The 18075-nt window shown below is 71.3% G+C and carries 12 protein-coding genes; 4 read left to right on the forward strand and 8 right to left on the reverse strand.

The window, feature by feature from the left end:
- Nucleotides 1–241: 241 nt before the first annotated feature.
- The 6 genes from sucD to ACF08M_RS08550 form a co-directional block, all read right to left on the reverse strand.
- Nucleotides 242–1126, reverse strand: coding sequence for a succinate--CoA ligase subunit alpha (gene sucD / locus ACF08M_RS08525; RefSeq protein ID WP_392184505.1), 885 nt, complete (start codon nt 1124–1126; stop codon nt 242–244).
- A gap of 21 nt (nt 1127–1147) precedes the next feature.
- The gene (sucC, locus tag ACF08M_RS08530) at nt 1148–2329 is read right to left on the reverse strand and encodes an ADP-forming succinate--CoA ligase subunit beta (RefSeq protein WP_392184506.1); all 1182 of its coding nucleotides are present in this window, start codon (nt 2327–2329) and stop codon (nt 1148–1150) included.
- Between the two features lie 313 nt (nt 2330–2642).
- Complete coding sequence (locus ACF08M_RS08535) at nt 2643–3929, reverse strand: vWA domain-containing protein (RefSeq protein ID WP_392184507.1); 1287 nt, start codon at nt 3927–3929, stop codon at nt 2643–2645.
- Nucleotides 3926–6556, reverse strand: a complete 2631-nt coding sequence (locus ACF08M_RS08540) for a DUF5682 family protein (RefSeq protein ID WP_392184508.1) — start codon at nt 6554–6556, stop codon at nt 3926–3928. The genes ACF08M_RS08535 and ACF08M_RS08540 overlap by 4 nt, the downstream gene beginning before the upstream one ends.
- A complete protein-coding gene (locus ACF08M_RS08545; protein WP_392184509.1) occupies nt 6553–7665 on the reverse strand; it encodes an AAA family ATPase in 1113 nt (370 codons plus the stop codon). The genes ACF08M_RS08540 and ACF08M_RS08545 overlap by 4 nt, the downstream gene beginning before the upstream one ends.
- A 111-nt stretch (nt 7666–7776) precedes the next feature.
- A complete protein-coding gene (locus ACF08M_RS08550; protein WP_392184798.1) occupies nt 7777–8133 on the reverse strand; it encodes an MmpS family transport accessory protein in 357 nt (118 codons plus the stop codon).
- 277 nt (nt 8134–8410) lie between these two features.
- On the opposite strand from ACF08M_RS08550, the gene ACF08M_RS08555 reads away from it, so the two are divergent.
- Complete coding sequence (locus ACF08M_RS08555; RefSeq protein WP_392184510.1) at nt 8411–9832, forward strand: SWIM zinc finger family protein; 1422 nt, start codon at nt 8411–8413, stop codon at nt 9830–9832.
- 92 nt (nt 9833–9924) lie between these two features.
- On the forward strand, nt 9925–11538 hold the full coding sequence (locus ACF08M_RS08560; RefSeq protein ID WP_392184511.1) for a DUF5691 domain-containing protein: 1614 nt from the start codon (nt 9925–9927) through the stop codon (nt 11536–11538).
- Nucleotides 11539–11974: 436 nt separating this feature from the next.
- Here the strand turns inward: ACF08M_RS08560 and ACF08M_RS08565 are convergent, their stop codons facing one another.
- Nucleotides 11975–12388 carry a cobalamin B12-binding domain-containing protein gene (locus tag ACF08M_RS08565; protein ID WP_266415302.1) on the reverse strand — a complete coding sequence of 138 codons (414 nt, stop codon included), beginning with the start codon at nt 12386–12388 and terminating at the stop codon, nt 11975–11977.
- 340 nt (nt 12389–12728) lie between these two features.
- Between ACF08M_RS08565 and ACF08M_RS08570 the strand changes: the two genes are divergently transcribed.
- Nucleotides 12729–13625 (forward strand): esterase/lipase family protein, encoded by an 897-nt coding sequence (locus ACF08M_RS08570; protein WP_392184512.1) that lies wholly within the window; start codon nt 12729–12731, stop codon nt 13623–13625.
- Nucleotides 13626–13858: 233 nt separating this feature from the next.
- On the forward strand, nt 13859–15358 hold the full coding sequence (locus ACF08M_RS08575; RefSeq protein WP_392184513.1) for a M23 family metallopeptidase: 1500 nt from the start codon (nt 13859–13861) through the stop codon (nt 15356–15358).
- A gap of 157 nt (nt 15359–15515) precedes the next feature.
- Here ACF08M_RS08575 and pcrA read toward each other — a convergent pair whose 3' ends face one another.
- On the reverse strand, nt 15516–17960 hold the full coding sequence (gene pcrA, locus ACF08M_RS08580; RefSeq protein ID WP_392184514.1) for a DNA helicase PcrA: 2445 nt from the start codon (nt 17958–17960) through the stop codon (nt 15516–15518).
- Nucleotides 17961–18075 lie beyond the last annotated feature (115 nt).

Here is an 18075-nt window from a genome sequence, read left to right on the forward strand (position 1 = left end):
ACTCCGGGCGAAGACACAGCCGGAGAGTCAGCCGGAGACGCGGACCGAGCCACGGCCACGCGGAAAGAACGGCCACACGGAAAGAAACGGAAGGACCGCGCGGAGAGGCCGCGCGGAGAAGCCGAGGCAGGAAACGGCGGGGCAGGAAACGGCGTGGGCCCGTACCCCTGACCGGGGTACGGGCCCACGCCGTCTGTGCGGTGACGCGAAACTGCGGTGCTGCTCCGACGCGGCGAAGCGATCAGGCGCCGAGGATCTCGCGCGCCAGCTTGGCGGTCTCGGTCGGCGTCTTGCCGACCTTGACGCCGGCGGCCTCCAGGGCCTCCTTCTTCGCCTGCGCGGTACCGGAGGAGCCGGAGACGATGGCACCGGCGTGGCCCATGGTCTTGCCCTCGGGGGCGGTGAAGCCCGCGACGTAACCGACGACCGGCTTGGTGACGTTGGCCTTGATGAAGTCGGCCGCACGCTCCTCGGCGTCGCCGCCGATCTCACCGATCATGACGATCAGGTCGGTCTCGGGGTCGGCCTCGAACGCCGCGAGGGCGTCGATGTGCGTCGTACCGATGACCGGGTCGCCACCGATGCCGACGGCGGAGGAGAAGCCGATGTCACGGAGCTCGTACATCATCTGGTAGGTCAGCGTGCCGGACTTGGACACGAGACCGATGCGGCCGGGCTTGGTGATGTCGCCCGGGATGATGCCCGCGTTCGACTGGCCGGGGGTGATCAGGCCGGGGCAGTTCGGGCCGATGATCCGGGTCTTGTTGCCCTTCGAGCCCGCGTACGCCCAGAAGGCGGCGGAGTCGTGGACGGCGATGCCCTCGGTGATCACGACGGCGAGGGGGATCTCGGCGTCGATCGCCTCGACGACGGCGGCCTTGGAGAAGGCCGGCGGCACGAAGAGGACGGACACGTTCGCGCCGGTCTTCTCCATCGCCTCGGCGACGGTCCCGAACACGGGAACCTCGGTGCCGTCGAAGTCGACGGACGTGCCGGCCTTGCGCGGGTTCACGCCACCGACGATGTTGGTGCCGTCGGCGAGCATGAGCTTGGTGTGCTTCATGCCGGTGGCACCGGTCATCCCCTGGACGATGACCTTGCTGTCCTTGGTGAGGAAGATTGCCATGGTGTTGGAGTCCCTCGTCCCTTACTTCGCAGCCGCGGCGAGCTCGGCGGCCTTGTCGGCCGCGCCGTCCATGGTGTCCACGCGCTGAACGAGCGGGTGGTTGGCGTCGGAAAGGATCTTGCGACCCAGCTCCGCGTTGTTGCCGTCGAGGCGCACGACCAGCGGCTTGGTGACCTCTTCGCCCTTGCTCTTGAGCAGCGCAAGAGCCTGGACGATGCCGTTGGCGACCTCGTCGCAGGCGGTGATGCCGCCGAAGACGTTGACGAAGACGGACTTGACGTCCGGGTCGCCGAGGATGATCTCCAGGCCGTTCGCCATGACCTCGGCGGAGGCGCCGCCACCGATGTCGAGGAAGTTGGCGGGCTTCACGTTGCCGTGGTTCTCACCGGCGTACGCGACGACGTCCAGGGTCGACATGACCAGACCGGCACCGTTACCGATGATGCCGACCTCGCCGTCGAGCTTGACGTAGTTGAGGTTCTTGGCCTTGGCGGCGGCCTCGAGCGGGTTGGCCGCGGCCTTGTCCTCGAGCGCCTCGTGGTCGGGCTGACGGAAGTCGGCGTTCTCGTCGAGAGACACCTTGCCGTCCAGCGCCAGGACGTCGCCGGAGGCGACCTTGGCGAGCGGGTTGACCTCGACGAGGAGCGCGTCCTCGGCGACGAAGGTGTCCCACAGCGTCACCATGACCTCGGCGACCTTCTCGGCCACCTCGGCCGGGAACTTCGCCTGGGCGACGATCTCGCGGGCCTTCTCGATCGTGACTCCGGTGTTGGAGTCGACCGGAACCTTCGCGAGGGCCTCGGGGGTCTTCGCCGCGACCTCCTCGATGTCCATGCCGCCCTGCACCGAGGCCATGGCCAGGAAGGTGCGGTTGGTGCGGTCGAGGAGGTACGAGACGTAGTACTCCTCAAGAATCTCCGGCGCGGTCTCGGCGATCATCACCTTGTGGACCGTGTGGCCCTTGATGTCCATGCCGAGGATGTCGGTCGCGCGGGCGACCGCCTCATCGGGGGTGGCGGCCAGCTTGACGCCACCGGCCTTGCCGCGGCCGCCGACCTTCACCTGCGCCTTGACGACGGACTTGCCGCCCAGCCGCTCGGTCGCCTCGCGGGCTGCCTCAGGCGTGTCAATGACTTCACCGGCCAGCACCGGTACACCGTGCTTGGCGAAGAGGTCCCTCGCCTGGTACTCGAACAGGTCCACGCGCGTCCGTCCCTTTTCAGTGGTCTCGCGGTTCGTTTTCAGCGTGGGCGTGCCGCAAGGGGCAATGTGACTGCTCTGTCACTAGGAAGGCGCACAGGGTGACCCGGAGTACGCGGCATGTCCATCTCGCAGGTTATCCCCGCGCTCCACGGGACCCTAAATCGCAGATCACACCTGAGCGGTGATTACGGTCACAGACCGGGCCGGCTACCGGGTCGCGGCGGACAGCACCGCACGGCGCGGTGTGCGGGGACGGGCGAGGAGCGCGCCCCCTTTCACCGCAGGCGCGAGCCCCTTTCCCCGACGGGTCTCATCAAGGTGCCTCCTTGTCCGGTACGGGAAGCGGCCTCTTCTCGATCGCCGCCGCCATCACTTCCGGGAAGAGATCCGGTGTGCATGCGAACGCCGGGACGCCCAGGGCCCCGAGGGCCGCCGCGTGGTCGCGGTCGTAGGCGGGAGCGCCCTCGTCGGACAGTGCGAGCAGCGTCACGAACTGCACGCCGGAGGCCTTCATCGCGGCGACCCGTTTCAGCATCTCGTTGCGTATGCCGCCCTCGTACAGATCGCTGATGAGTACGACGACGGTGTCGGCGGGGCGGGTGATCCTCGACTGGCAGTAGGCGAGCGCGCGGTTGATGTCGGTGCCGCCGCCGAGCTGGGTGCCGAAGAGTACGTCGACGGGGTCGTCGAGCTGGTCGGTGAGGTCGACCACGGCCGTGTCGAAGACGACGAGTCTGGTCCGCAGGGTGCGCATGGAGGCGAGGACCGCGCCGAAGACGGAGGCGTGGACGACGGAGGCGGCCATCGATCCCGACTGGTCGATGCAGAGGACGACATCCTTCTTCACGGACTGCGCGGCCCGCCCGTAGCCGATGAGCCGCTCGGGAACGACGGTGCCGTACTCCGGGAGGTAGTTCTTGAGATTGGCCCGGATGGTGCGGTCCCAGTCGATGTCGTGGTGGCGGGGCCGGTTGATCTTCGCCGAGCGGTCCAGCGCACCGGTGAGGGTGGCCCGGGTGCGGCCGGCGAGCCTTTTCTCCAGTTCGTCGACGACCTTGCGCACAACCGCTCTGGCAGTCTCCTTCGTCGTCTCGGGCATGGCCTTGTTGAGCGAGAGGAGCGTTCCGACGAGATGGACGTCCGCCTCGACGGCCTCCAGCATCTCCGGTTCGAGGAGCAGTGCGGCGAGGCCGAGCCGGTCGATCGCGTCACGCTGCATGACCTGGACGACGGAGCTGGGGAAGTACGTGCGGATGTCGCCGAGCCAGCGGGCCACGGAGGGGGCGGAGGCCCCGAGTCCGGCCGAGCGGTTGTTCCCGCCCCGGCCTCCGGGACTGCCTCCGCCGCCGTAGAGCGCGGTCAGTGCGCCGTCCATCGCGGCATCGCGCCCGGTGAGGGTGCAGCCGGTGCTCTCGGCGCTGTCGCCGCCCAGGACCAGACGCCACCGGCGCAGCCGTTCGTCGTCGGCGGGGCCGGGGCGCGGGCCGGGGTGCGGGCCGGGGCGCACCGGGTGGTCCGCCGGGCCCGGCGGCGAGCCGTGGGCCTGGTGCGGTGCGGTGCCGGCCGTGTTGGCCGTCATCCTGTCGCCGTTCGTGGTCATCCCGTCGCCCCCAGCGGTTCCTCGACACTCCCGGCTCTCTCATACGTACCGACACCACCCCGGTCCGGATCCGTGCCGGCGCCTGCGGCGGGGCCGGGGTCGGTGCTGGTGCCTGCCCTGGTGCCGGTGCTTGCCCTGGTGCCGGTGCCGATGCCGGTGCCTGCGTCCGCGTCGGCGTTCGCGTCGGTGTCCGGGCCGAGCAGGAGGCGCAGGACCGGGACCACCGCATCGGCCCGGGCGCCGTCGAGTCCGGGGCCGAAGCCGGGGACCGCCGCCACGGTGCCGTCGGCTCCGGCAGCCGGTCCCCCGGTGGCCGGACCGCGCCGTACGAGCTCGCCCAGCGTGCGGCGCACACCCGCTTCGTACGTCGAGAAAGTGCGTCGCAGCAGGGGCAGCACATCGGCGAAGGTGTCGGCGGGAACCCCGCTGAGCCAGGCATCCACCAGGCCGAGCAGTCGCTCGTCGTGGACGAGAAGCATGCCGCCCCCGGCGGCTCCGCCCACGAACCCCTCGATCCAGGCCGCGGCGTCGGCCGGGGGTGTGCCGGGCGAGAGGGCCAGGCCCATCAGCCGTGCCGCGTCGTCCTCCGCGAGCCGCCCTTCGTCGAGCAGCAGACGGGCCGCACGACCCCGGATGACGCCCGCGACCGTGTCCCGGGTGGCGAGCCTGTGCAGCACGGCGGTCCAGCGCTCGCGCAATCCGTCCCCGCCGGTGTCCGTCCCGACGGCCCCGGTGAGCAGGCCGATCGCGGTGTGGACTGCGTCCATCCGGCGGCGCAGTCCGGCGGCGCCGTCGGCGTCGAGTCCGGTGCAGGCGGGCGGCAGTCCGACGCAGATCCGCTCGGCGAGCCCGGCCGCGACCTCGCCGAGCGCCGCGGTGTCCGTGGACCGGACGTCGCCGTAGCGCAGGGTGCGGGCCAGCGCGGGCAGGGCATCGGCGAGTTGTCCGACGTCGGCGTCGAGTGCGGCACGGTCGGCGAGGGCCCGCATCACCACGGGCAGGGCGTCGGGAAGTTCCGCGAGAAGGCAGTGCTCGGCCAGTGCGGTGACCTCGGCGAGGCCCGTCGCCGAGACCGCCTGGAACTCGGCCTTGGCGGTCGCCGCGGAGAGCACGGTGGTGCCCCAGGTCCCGGCCTCCGCGACCTGTACGTACAGCTCGGGTTCCCAGCGCAGCCGCCAGCTCTCCCGGAAGGTGCCGGTGCCGGCCCGGCCGGTCGCGGGCTCGCCCCAGCCGACGGCGAGGAGGCGCAGCCGGTGGAGCAGCCGGCTGCGGGCCACGTCGGTGTCCTTGCGCAGATCGAGCTCCAACTCCCGCTCCAGCGCCTCCGGTTTGAGCCGGAGCGTGCGCTGCTGCCGGGTGAGGTCGCGCTGCAGAGGTACGGCGGGGGCGGCCTCCGGTACTGCGCCGAGCGTCTCGCCGACGATCAGCCGGTCCTGTACGAGCGCGAGCGGCACATCGGACCCCTCGCACATCACGGCCCTGATCGCATCGGTGGTCTCGCCCAGCCCGGCAAGCGGGCGGCCGCGCACGGCGGCGAGGGTCTCGGCGAGCCGGACGGCCTCGATGACATGGGCGGACGAGACGAACCGGTCCTCGTCGCGCAGGAGTCCGGCGACCTTGGTCATCCACCGCTCGATCGGGCGGTCGGGGGCGTCGAAGAGGTGTCCGTACCAGCCGGGCGAGTCGATGCCCGCCCCGTAACCGCTGTGCCGGGCGAGCCGGCGGTGCGACCAGGGCACCCAGGTCAGCTCGGCCTTGACCTTGGGCAGCCTCTTGAGCAGGGCCCGGTCGGCGGCGAGTGTGGTCCTCGTGGCGAGCGCGGGCACGTGCCAGGCGCCGCAGACCACGGCGATGTCGTCGCCGTACTCCTTCACCGCCTTGCGCAGTTGGATGCGCATGTACGCCTCACGGACGGTGTCACGGGGATGACCGCCGTCGCCGTATACGTCGCGCAGGGCCGTCATCGCCTCGGCGAGCACGGCGAACGGTGCCTGCGGGTCGACAGCTCCACCGCCCTGGGTGCGGTGTTCGACGACGTCCTCCCACCAGCGCTCAGGATCGTCGTAACCCGCCGTTTCGGCCAGTACGCCGATGGGGTCGACCGGGACGCGCACAGGCGAGCCGTCGTCAGGCGTCTCCCCGTCCGCACCCCCAGTCCCAGTCCCGTCCCTGTCCCTGTCCCTGTTCCGGCTTCTGTCCCCGTTCTCGTCCTGTCCCCCGTTCTCGTTCTCGCCCCCGTTCCCGTCGACGCCCCCGTCCTGGCCGTCCCGGTGTTCCGCCGCCTGTGTCATGGCCAGGGAATTCACCGCGGGGAGGTCGATGAAGCGGACCGGCACGTCATGCGCAAGCGCCCAGCGGATCGCGACCCACTCGGGCGAGAACGCCGCCAGCGGCCAGAACGCCGCCTGCCCCGGGTCGTCCACGGCGTGGGCGAGCAGCGCCACCGGCGGTCGCATCTGCTCGTCGGCAGCCAGCGGAAGAAGCGCGTCACCCTCCGGGGGCCCCTCGATGAGCACGGCCTGCGGGCGGGCGGCGTCCAGGGCCGCACGGACGGCCCGGGCCGAGCCCGGTCCGTGGTGCCGCACCCCCAGCAGCAGCGGTCCGCCGGGCCGCGTGGCCCGGATCATGCGGATACCTCGCGGCAGGCGCGGTAGAAGTCCTTCCACCCGTCCCGCTCCCGGACGACGGTCTCCAGGTACTCCTGCCAGACCACCCGGTCGGCCGCGGGGTCGCGGACGACCGCACCGAGGATGCCCGCCGCCACATCACCGGGGCGCAGCACTCCGTCACCGAAGTGCGCCGCCAGCGCCAGGCCGTTGGTGACGACGGAGATCGCCTCGGCCGTCGACAGCGTCCCCGAGGGGGACTTGAGTTTGGTGCGGCCGTCGGCGGTGACGCCGTCGCGCAGCTCGCGGAAGACGGTGACGACGCGTCGGATCTCGGCCAGGCCGTCGGGCGCGGCCGGGAGGTCGAGCGAGCGTCCGATCTGGTCGACGCGCCGGGAGACGATGTCGACCTCGGCGTCGGGGGTCTCCGGCAGCGGCAGCACGACGGTGTTGAACCGGCGGCGCAGCGCGCTGGACAGCTCGTTGACCCCGCGGTCGCGGTCGTTGGCCGTGGCGATGACATTGAACCCGCGGACCGCCTGGACCTCCTGGCCCAGTTCGGGGACGGGGAGCGTCTTCTCCGACAGGATCGTGATGAGCGAGTCCTGTACATCGGCGGGGATACGGGTGAGTTCCTCGATCCGCGCCGTCATGCCGTCGGACATCGCGCGCATGAGCGGGCTGGGCACCAGGGCGTCACGGCTGGGTCCGTGCGCGAGCAGTTGTGCGTAGTTCCAGCCGTAGCGGACGGCTTCCTCCGGGGTGCCCGCCGTGCCCTGGACGAGCAGCGTCGAGTCACCGCTGACGGCTGCCGCGAGATGCTCGGACACCCAGGTCTTGGCGGTGCCGGGAACGCCGAGGAGCAGCAGGGCCCGGTCGGTGGCGAGTGTGGTCACGGCGACTTCGACGAGGCGGCGCGGGCCGACGTACTTGGGCGTGATCACCGTGCCGTCCGGCAGTGCGCCGCCGAGCAGGTAGGTGGCGACGGCCCACGGGGAAAGCCGCCAACGGGCGGGCCGCGGGCGGTCGTCGGCCGCGGCGAGGGCCTTCAGCTCATGGGCGAAGGCGACCTCGGCATGCGGCCGCAGGGCCTGCGCGCCGTCGGTGGCGGTGGTTTCGGACACGGTCATGGTTCCCCCTCCAGATCGGTCGACCTGATGTGGTTCCCACCGTGCACCATGGCACTGACAATCGGCCTCGACCGCGGGTCGGGGCCGATTCAGCCGCTACGGGCGGGGAGTTCAGCCCGCCACCGGCGAGACCGCGACGCAGCCGCCCGCGGTGATGAGTTCCTCGCCCTCGGCCTCCTTGATGACCTTGCCCTGGTACGTGATCGAGCAGGCGACGTCGGCCCCGTCCTCGTCCAGGGCGATCGGCGTGACGGCGGGCGGCATGATCCCGCGCAGCGTGACGGTCTTCCGCCACGGCAGGGTGGGTGACTTGACGGTCTCGACCTCCGGTTCCATGGCCTTGCCCCCGCCCCCGTGGAACTGGATCTCGTCGACGCCCGTGCCGGTGACCTCGTATGTGACCTCGTACGTCTCGTCCACGGCCTTGTCCACCTGGTCGACGGCCTCGGAGCAGGCGCCGAGGCCCATGACGAGGCCGACGACGACCGCTGCGCAGAGAGCGGTACGCGCGGTGCGGACGTGACGGAAGCGGTGAATGCTGCGGATGTTGTGGGTGCTGTCGGTGCTGTGGATGTTGTGGGTGCTGTGGGTGTTTTGGATTCTGTGGCTCATCGGTCGATCCCCCCGGATCCAGACGTCGGAAGCTCGCAGCGAATCGCAAAGCAAAGGTAAAGTCAAACGCTGCACGGGACGACGAATCAGCAGGTCAGGCTGATTGTCAGTGGTGGGCTCTACCGTCGTTCCCATGCTGCTATCTCACGGGGGAGAACCCTTGCGCACCGCCGAACCGGCGGCTCGCTGGACGGTGGAGCAGGTCCTGGCGCTGGCTCCTGACGACGCCTCACGCAAGGCGGGGAGCAAGCTCGGCTCGGCCGGTCCGTGGTCGGGCAGCGGGTGCGACGGTTCGGGTGCGGTGTGGGGGCTGTGCAAGGGAAGCGGAAGCAAGCCGTACCAGACGGTGGTCGACACCACCGGCCCCGCGTACAAGTGCAGTTGCCCCAGCCGGAAGTTCCCCTGCAAGCACGCGCTGGGGCTGCTGCTGGTCTGGGCGTCCGGCGCATCGGCCCTGCCCACGGGCGAGGTCCCGGACTGGGCCGGTGAATGGCTGACGGGCCGTCGCGGGCGTGCGGCGGAGAAGGGGGAGACGGGCGGGCCGACGACGGATGGCGCCCCGGCCACAGGCCCGGCCGACCCGGTGGCGGCCCGGCGGCGGGCCGAGCGCCGGGCCGCGCGGATCACCGGCGGAGCACAGGAGCTCCAGCAGCGGCTGGCGGATCTGCTGCGCGGCGGTCTGGCGGCGGCCGATCAGCCGGAGTACGGACTCTGGGAGGAGACGGCGGCCCGCATGGTCGATGCCCAGGCACCCGGACTGGCCTCCCGGGTGCGGGAGTTGGGCGCCGTACCGGCATCCGGGGCGGGCTGGCCGGTACGGCTGCTGGAGGAGTGCGCGCTGCTGCATCTGCTGGACCGGGCATGGCTGGGAATCAGCCGGTTGCCGGAACCGCTGGCGGCCACGGTGCGTACCCGCGTGGGGTTGCCCGCCCCCGCCGAGGGGCCACCGATCCGCGACCACTGGCTGGTCCTCGCGCAGTACGACACCCCGGACGGCAGAATCGTCGCGCGCCGGATCTGGCTCCACGGAAGGGAGTCGGGCCGCACGGTGCTGCTGCTCTCCTTCGGGGCGGCCGGGCGCTCCCCCGGGCCGGCACTGCCGACGGGCGTGACGATCGACGCGGAGATCACGCTCCATCCGGGCACGAACCGGCTGCGGGCTGAGCTGGGGCGGCAGTTCGGCGCCCCGTCCCCGGTCGGCACGCCACCTCCGGGCGGCACGGCGGCGACCGCGATCGGCGCGTACGGAGACGCCCTGCGGGACGACCCCTGGCTGGACGCCTGGCCGGTGACGCTGCGCGAGGTCATACCCGTGCCGTCCGGGCACGGCTGGCAACTGGTCGACGCGGCGGGCGAGACCGCCCTGCCCCTCGCTCCGTCGGCGCTGTCCCGGCCCGGACTGTGGAAGCTCGTCGCGCTCTCCGGCGGCTCCCCGGTCACGGTCTTCGGCGAATGCGGCCACCGCGGCTTCGACCCGTTCGCGGCCTGGACCTCGGACGCGGGCGATACCGCGGGAGGGGCCGACATGACGTTCGAAACGGTGCCGCTCGTCTGACACCGAATGCGAAGGATGCAAAGGACGCACAGGACGCGAAGGGTCCGAAGGGTTCGAAGGGTCTGAAAGGTTCGAAGTCCGAAGGGGGACCAATGCCTCGCACCACCACACCCACGCCATGGGAAGACCTCGTCACCTCGGCGCTTCTCGGCACCGACCGCCGACCGGCCGGGAGAGACGGCGGACCGGCCGGACTGCTGGATGCGGCGGCGCTCCAGACCGTGCGGCGCAGAGCAGGGCTGCTGCCCGCCCCCGCCGCCCCTCGGCCCGAGCCCGCGCCCGCCGACCCGAGGCCGCCGTTGCCCCCCGCCGCACGACACAGGCTGGCCCAACTGCTCGCGGACCGGTCGGCAACAGGGGGCTCGGGCGGTCGGCGCGGTACGGCTCCCGATCTCACGGAGCTGATTCCGCAATGGCTGGCCATCGCCAACCAGCACGGCTTCCGGGCTCCTGCCGCACTGCTGCCGCCCCTGCTCGACGCGGCCAGGTCCCGTACCGATCTGCGGCCCCAGGCCCTGGCCTTCGCCGGGCCGCGCGGACGGTGGCTGGCCGGGCTGAACCCCGAGTGGAAGTTCGCGCTGCGCGGCTCGTCCGGCGGTTCGTCGCTGCCCGACGTCACGGAGCCGGAAGCGGTCACCCGGCTGTGGGAGGAGGGCCTGTTCGCCGAGCGGGTCGCCCTGCTCGGCGCCGTACGGGCGCATGACCCCGGCGCGGCGCTCGTGCTGCTCGCCACCACGTGGTCCACCGAGCGCGCCGAGGACCGGCTGATGTTCCTCGATTCGCTGCGCACGGGTCTGTCCGCCGTGGACGAGGCGTTCCTGGAGCAAGCCCTCTCCGACCGGAGCCGCAATGTCCGCTCGACGGCTGCCGAACTGCTCTCCGCGCTGCCGGAGTCGGCGTTCGCCGGACGGATGGCCGCCCGTGCGACGTCCTGCGTGAGCCCGGACCTCTCGGGCGGCGATGCCTCCGTCGCGGTGGAGGCCCCGCACGAATGCGACGCCGCGATGGAGCGCGACGGCGTGGTGGCGGTGCCGCCGTCCGGGCGGGGCGAACGGTCCTGGTGGTTCGGCCAGTTGGTGGAGGCGGCCCCACTCGCCACCTGGCCGGTGCGGCTCGGTGGTCGCACCGCGCAGGAGATCGTCGCCCTGCCGGTGGCCGACGGCTGGGCCGAGGAGCTGCACGCGGCCTGGTGTCGGGCGGCGGTGCGGCAGCGGAATCCGGAGTGGGCCCGCGCGCTGCTCGGCGCCCCGTCCGTCCCACCGTCGAACGGCCCCGGCACGGCGTCGCTCGCCGAGCGGTCGAAACTCCTTGCCCTGCTCCCCGCGGCCGAACGGGGCGAGTGGGTGGCCGACTTCATCGCGGCACACGGGCTGTCGGAGGCGTTCCAGCTGCTCGGGGTCTGCCCGACACCCTGGTCCGAGCCACTCGGCCGCTCAGTCGTCGACGCCCTGGACATCGCCCGGGACGCGGGCAGCTATCCCTGGAGCTTCAGCGGCGTGATGGGCCTGGCCGAACGCTGCCTGAACCCGGCCGAGGCGGACCGCCTAGAGGTTCTCACCACCACCCCGGACGAACCGGAGGACGCCTCACCGGGAGCGAACGGCTACTGGTCGGAAGCCTTCCAACGACTGGTCTCCACGCTGCGGCTGCGCGCGACGATGGAGCGGGAGCTGATACCGGCCCGAGGGGAACCGGTACCGGCCTGAGGGAAACCAGTGCTTCCTGAAACGAACCGCCGGACTTCCACCGGGAGAACCGACGCCCCCGGCCGGGACGGATCCGCAGACACCGAAAGCCTGGGCGCGGGGGCGGTCGCCGGGGCAGCGAGGCGCCGGGGCAGCGAAAGCGGAAGCGGGGACCGAGGCGCGGAGTCAGGCTTCGGGGCGGGGAAGACGGGAATCGGGGCGCCCGGGGCAGGGAAGAGACCGGGGCGCGGTGGACAGGCGGCACAGCCCCGGAACCCGGGCCCTGATGCCCCGGAGGCCGAAAAGGCGGCGGGGGCGGGTCCGGGAAGGCGGGGGGCGACAGCCCGGCCCGGAGCAACCGGCCCGGTCCACCTGCCCGGGCAGGCCGACCCGGGCAGGTGGACCGGGCGGCCCGTCGCCCGGGGGCGCGCCTTGCCTGGGGGCGTGTCGCGGCGGGTCAGGCCTCCGCAGGGTGACGGACGTTCGCGTTGACCCAGTCGACGATCGACGCCGTCGTCGCGCCCGGGGTGAAGATCTCCGCGACACCCTGGTCCTTCAACGGCGCGATGTCCGCCTCCGGAATGATGCCTCCGCCGAAGACCTTGATGTCCTCCGCCTCCCGCTCCTTCAACAGCTCGATCACCTTGGCGAAGAGCGTGTTGTGCGCACCGGAGAGGATCGAGAGGCCGATCGCGTCGGCGTCCTCCTGGATCGCGGTGTCCACGATCTGCTCGGGCGTCTGGTGGAGCCCGGTGTAGATGACCTCCATACCGGCGTCGCGCAGCGCCCGCGCGATCACCTTGGCCCCGCGATCATGGCCGTCCAGGCCCGGCTTCGCCACCACCACACGGATCGGACCGGTCACACCCATCACTGCCTCCACATGCCTCTCCCGTGCCTGTAGGGCCGGGGATGTGAACGAACGTTATCTACAGCATCCCGCAACCCGCCGTTTCACGGTGGACGGGGAGGGGGAAATCACACGTGGGACATGTTCACCGGGCGCCGTTCCCGTTTGATGCGGCTCGCCTGCCGTGCGGGACCGGCCGCCCGGGGGAGCCGCTACGAGGTCGCCGTACCACCGCGCCGCCAGCCGCGCGGCACGGTGGTACGGCCCGTCGGCCAGGCGCTCGCACTTCCGCAACGGCACCCCATGAGGGCATACGGGGACCGGAGCCGTCTCCCCCGCTTGCCGGAGCAGGAGGTCGGCCATGCAGGTCCTGCCTTTCCTACCGCTACTACCGCGCCGGGTGCGTCCGTGCCGCCCCCGGCTGTCATCCGCCCCGCTCAAGGCCGGCGCACTCGAACTGGTGGTCCTCGCCGGACACGTACTCCTCGACTCCACCGGCATCGCCGGGGAGCGACAGCCCGCGCCACACCTGGCCGGGGCATCCACCGACACCGCACCCGTCGCCGCCGCATCCACCGACACCGCACCCGCCGAGGCGACCGCACCCCGCGCCGAGGGCGGCGAGCAGCCGCCCGTCGTGCTCCTGCACGGCTTCATCGACAACCGTTCGGTCTTCGCCCTGCTCCGCCGCTCCCTCGTCCGGCAGGGCCGACGCCATCTGGAGTCGCTCAACTACTCGCCGCTGACCTGCGACATCCGCACGGCGGCCGAGCTGCTCGGCCGACATGTCGAGGAGATCTGCGCCCGCACCGGGCACCATGAGGTCGACATCGTGGGGCACAGTCTCGGCGGCCTGATCGCCCGCTACTACGTGCAGCGACTGGGCGGTGACCAGCGGGTCCGCACCCTGGTCACCCTCGGCACACCACACGGGGGCACGGCCATCGCCCCGCCGGCCAGCGCTCACCCCATCGTGCGCCAGATGCGTACGGACTCCGCGCCGATCAAGGAACTACGCAGGCCGGCACCCGGCTGCCGCACCCGGTTCGTGAGTTTCTGGAGCGAGCTGGACCGGGTGATCGTCCCCGCCGAGGCGGCCCGCATCGACCATCCGGATCTCGACGCGCTGAACGTACGCGTCAGCGGGATCGGCCATCTCGCACTCCCCGTGCACCCGACCGTCGCCGCCGCGGTCCGGCAGGCGCTGGAATCCCGTGAAGCGATGACCGAAGCCATCGGAACCGCAGGAGCCTCCTGAGCCTTCCGAGCCGGTACAGACCCCACAAATAGAACGCGCTTCGAACATAGGGCCAAGGCTGTGTAGACAGGTCGTCGAAAGGCGGCCGATTGCCCGTTTCCTGAGCCGCCCGAAGCCGCCGAAGATTGTCCACGTCGCATACCGCCGGGTACAGTCGCGGCCACTGCTCCCCTGGGATTCCCCCCGCCGGAACCCAGAACACAGGTCCTGCTGCCGAGGCGAGAGAGAAGTTGGTGAACGACCAGCACCCCCACGCCGGGTACGCCGGATACGACAGTGAGGCGACCGGCGGCTTCGACAGCGATCCGCTCTTCGGTTCGCTCCCCGGCGGTCACGACGGCGCATACGGCAGCGGCTACGGCGCCGGGCAGTCCGGATACAGCGGCCAGTACGACTCCACGCAGTGGGACACGGGCGCGCACCCGACCACCTCGTACGGCGCCTACACCCCGTACACCGCTCAGCCCGAGCAGCAGTACGAGGCGGGTCCGACGTACGAGACCACGGCTACGTGGACGCCGGTTGCCGACTACGGCACGGAAGCAACCACGACCACCACCGCCACCACCGAGTTCGCCGGCATTCCGGCACAGGGTGGCACACCGGACGCCACGGGCCAGTGGGACACCAGCGGCTGGCACACGAGCGCCCAGTGGACCATGAGCGACACGGCCGCATACGACACCGGCGCGTACGACGCCACCGCTTGGAACACCGGCGCCACACCCGAGCACGAGCAGCAAATCGAGCAAACTGCACCAATCGCACAGGTTTCGTACGAAGCGCCGCCGACACACGAGGCGCACGGCACCCACGAGTCCTACGCCGGCCTGGACTCCTACGACCCCTGCGAGCCCTACCGCACCGACGGCACGGGGGACGGTGACACAGACGACGCAGACGACGCAGGTGTCGCAGGCATCGCGGACGCCGTAACCGAGACGCACCACACCGTCAGCCGCCCCGCCACCCGTAACGGCGGCGGCAACCGCAGTCGGCGGCGTTCCCCCACGAAGCGTTCCGCGCTCCTCACCGTCGCCATTCCTTCCGCCTGCGTGATGAGCGTGGCCGGAATCGCCGCAGCCTCCGTCGGCGGGCTGGCCGGCGAGGACAAGAAGGACGACAACACCACCACGATGGCGGCCGCCGACCCCGGTTCCGTCAAGTCGGCCGCGGCCAACAACAAGTTGGACACCCAGCTCGCCAATCTCAGGGCCGATGCCCAGAACTTCGCCGACCGCGCCAGCCGTACCCAGGAACGCATCGACCTGCGGGAGCGGCAGGCCGCCGAGAAGAAGAAGCGCGAGGATGAGGCCGCCCGCAAGGAAGCCCTGCGCCCCAAGTTCGTCATGCCGGTCAAGGATCACCGCCTCAGCGCGTACTTCGGCCAGGCGGGCGTCAACTGGATGTCCGTGCACACGGGCATCGACTTCCCCGTCTTCGAGGGTACGCCCGTGATGGCCGCGACGGACGGCACCGTGCGCACCCAACTGAACAGCGCCTACGGGAACATGGCCATCGTCACCATGGCCGACGGGACCGAGACCTGGTACTGCCACCTCAGCAGCACCAGGATCCGCTCGGGACCGGTCAAGGCCGGTGACGTCATCGCGTACTCGGGCGACTCCGGGAACTCGACCGGTCCGCACCTGCACTTCGAGGTGCGGCCCGGCGGCGGATCAGCGATCAACCCGCTGCCCTGGCTCCGCAGCCACGGCGTCGACCCGACCTGAGCCGGACCACCCCGGCTTGAGCGGGACCACCCCGGCTTGAGCCGGACCACCCCGGCCTGAGCGGGACGCCCCGAGCCCGGACGCCCCGAGCCGAGCCGAGCCGGCCGACGGATGGCCGGGGCCGGGACGACAGCCCCGGCCGCCGGCGCCCCGCCGCCTACAGCTTCTCGACCGGCGCGTACCGCAGCAGCAGCTTCTTCGGCCGCTCGTCCCCGAAGTCGACCGTCGCCTTCGCCTGGTCGCCGAAGCCCTCGACCGCCGTCACCGTCCCGAGGCCGAACTGGTCGTGCGTGACCCGGTCCCCGACGGACAGTGTGACCGTCGGCTTGTCCGAGGTCCGCCGGGTCGCGAAGCCCGAGGGGCCGGAGCGCGAACGCGACGAGGACAGCGACGAGGTGATCCCCGACGTGGGTCCGGCCGGGGCCGCCATCGGCCCGGTCCGCCGCCACTCCAGGTGCTGGTCCGGGATCTCCTCCAGGAACCGTGACGGCGGGTTGTACGAGGGCTGCCCCCACGCGCTGCGCATCGCCGCCCGGGTCAGATAGAGCCGCTCGCGGGCCCGGGTGATGCCGACGTACGCGAGCCGCCGCTCCTCCTCCAGCTCCTTGACCTGGCCGAGCGCCCGCATGTGCGGGAAGACGCCGTCCTCCATGCCGGTCAGGAAGACCACCGGGAACTCGAGGCCCTTCGCGGTGTGCAGCGTCATCAGCGTGATGACGCCGGAGCCGTCCTCGTCCTCGTCGGGGATCTGGTCGGAGTCGGCGACGAGCGCGACCCGCTCCAGGAACTCGGCGAGGGTGCCCGTGCCTTCCTCGCCGGACTCCCCGCGCTCCTGCTCGAATTCGAGGGCGACGGCGGCGAGTTCCTGGAGGTTCTCGATGCGGGTCTCGTCCTGCGGGTCGGTGGACGCCTGGAGCTCCGCGAGATAGCCGGTCCGCTCCAGGACGGCCTCCAGGACCACGGCCGGGCCCGCGCCGGACTCGACGATGGTGCGCAGCTCCTCCATCAGCGTGTTGAACCGCTTGACGGCGTTGGCCGACCGGGCCGCCATGCCGTACGCCTCGTCGACCCGGCGCAGTGCCTGCGGGAAGGTGATCTTCTCGCGCAGGGACAATGCGTCGATCATCGCCTCGGCGCGGTCGCCGATGCCGCGCTTGGGCACATTGAGGATGCGGCGCAGCGGGACGGTGTCCTCGGGGTTGGCGAGGACCCGGAGGTAGGCCAGGACGTCCCGGACCTCCTTGCGTTCGTAGAAGCGCACGCCGCCGACGACCTTGTACGGCAGGCCGACGCGGATGAAGATCTCCTCGAAGACCCGGGACTGCGCGTTCGTACGGTAGAAGACCGCGACGTCGCCCGCCCTGGCATCGCCCGCGTCGGTCAGCCGGTCGATCTCGTCGGCGACGAACTGCGCCTCGTCGTGCTCGGTGTCGGCGACGTAGCCGGTGATCCGGGCGCCGGTGCCGGCGTTCGTCCAGAGGTTCTTGGGACGGCGGCTCTCGTTGCGCTCGATGACCGCGTTGGCGGCGGACAGGATCGTCTGCGTGGAGCGGTAGTTCTGCTCCAGCAGGATCGTGGTCGCGTCCGGGTAGTCCTCCTCGAACTGGAGGATGTTGCGGATGGTCGCGCCGCGGAAGGCATAGATCGACTGGTCCGCGTCACCGACGACGCACAGCTCGCCGGGGGCGTCGCCCTCACCGGCCGGGCCGACCAGTTCGCGTACGAGGGTGTACTGGGCGTGGTTGGTGTCCTGGTACTCGTCGACCAGGACGTGGCGGAAGCGGCGGCGGTAGTGCTCGGCGACGTCGGGGAACGCCTGGAGGAGGTGGACCGTCGTCATGATGATGTCGTCGAAGTCCAGCGCGTTGGCCTCGCGCAGCCGGGACTGGTACATCGTGTAGGCCTGGGCGAGGGTCTTCTCGAACCCGTCCGCCGCCTGGCCGGCGAAGGTCTCCTCGTCGATCAGTTCGTTCTTCAGGTTCGAGACCTTCGCCGTGAACGACTTCGGCGGGAAGCGCTTCGGGTCCAGATCGAGATCGCGGCAGACCAGGGCCATCAGCCGCTTGGAGTCGGCGGCGTCGTAGATCGAGAACGACGAGGTGAAGCCGAGCTTCTTCGATTCGCGGCGCAGGATGCGTACGCACGCACTGTGGAAGGTCATGACCCACATGGCGTTGGCGCGCGGTCCGACGAGCTGTTCGACGCGCTCCTTCATCTCGCCCGCGGCCTTGTTGGTGAAGGTGATCGCCAGGATCTGGCCGGGGTGCACCCCGCGCTCGGCGAGGAGGTGGGCGATCCGGTGGGTCAGCACCCGGGTCTTGCCCGAGCCCGCCCCGGCGACGATGAGCAGCGGGGAGCCCGCGTGGACGACGGCGGCCCGCTGCTCGGTGTTCAGCCCGTCGAGGAGCGCCGCGGGGTCGATGACCGGGCGGGGCGCGCCGTCGCGGTAGTACGCGTCCCTGGGCGGCGGGGGCCCATCGAACACGCCCGCGAAGAGGTCCTCCGGCACCGCTTCGGGTACGGAGTCCTCGGGGGGCGGCGGGGGCTCTTCCTCCGAGTGCTGGAGGCCGGCCAGGAAGCTGTCGTCAAAGAGGCTGCTCATCGCTTGCCGAGTCTAGGACGCCGGACCGACACACGGCGGCCGCATACCGAACTGCACCCCGGCCGCATGACGAACCCCACTCCACGACCGGGCACGCAGAGAGAACGAGCCGCCA

Source organism: Streptomyces sp. NPDC015032 (assembly GCF_043080425.1).
GTDB lineage: Bacteria > Actinomycetota > Actinomycetes > Streptomycetales > Streptomycetaceae > Streptomyces.

Coding starts and splice junctions, on each gene's coding strand:
- sucD (WP_392184505.1), bottom strand. CDS start 1,126: ATGGCAATCTTCCTCACCAAGGACAGCAAGGTCATCGTCCAGGGGATG.
- ACF08M_RS08535 (WP_392184507.1), bottom strand. CDS start 3,929: ATGACCACGAACGGCGACAGGATGACGGCCAACACGGCCGGCACCGCA.
- ACF08M_RS08540 (WP_392184508.1), bottom strand. CDS start 6,556: ATGATCCGGGCCACGCGGCCCGGCGGACCGCTGCTGCTGGGGGTGCGG.
- ACF08M_RS08545 (WP_392184509.1), bottom strand. CDS start 7,665: ATGACCGTGTCCGAAACCACCGCCACCGACGGCGCGCAGGCCCTGCGG.
- ACF08M_RS08550 (WP_392184798.1), bottom strand. CDS start 8,133: ATGGGCCTCGGCGCCTGCTCCGAGGCCGTCGACCAGGTGGACAAGGCC.
- ACF08M_RS08555 (WP_392184510.1), top strand. CDS start 8,411: ATGCTGCTATCTCACGGGGGAGAACCCTTGCGCACCGCCGAACCGGCG.
- ACF08M_RS08560 (WP_392184511.1), top strand. CDS start 9,925: ATGCCTCGCACCACCACACCCACGCCATGGGAAGACCTCGTCACCTCG.
- ACF08M_RS08565 (WP_266415302.1), bottom strand. CDS start 12,388: ATGGGTGTGACCGGTCCGATCCGTGTGGTGGTGGCGAAGCCGGGCCTG.
- ACF08M_RS08570 (WP_392184512.1), top strand. CDS start 12,729: ATGCAGGTCCTGCCTTTCCTACCGCTACTACCGCGCCGGGTGCGTCCG.
- pcrA (WP_392184514.1), bottom strand. CDS start 17,960: ATGAGCAGCCTCTTTGACGACAGCTTCCTGGCCGGCCTCCAGCACTCG.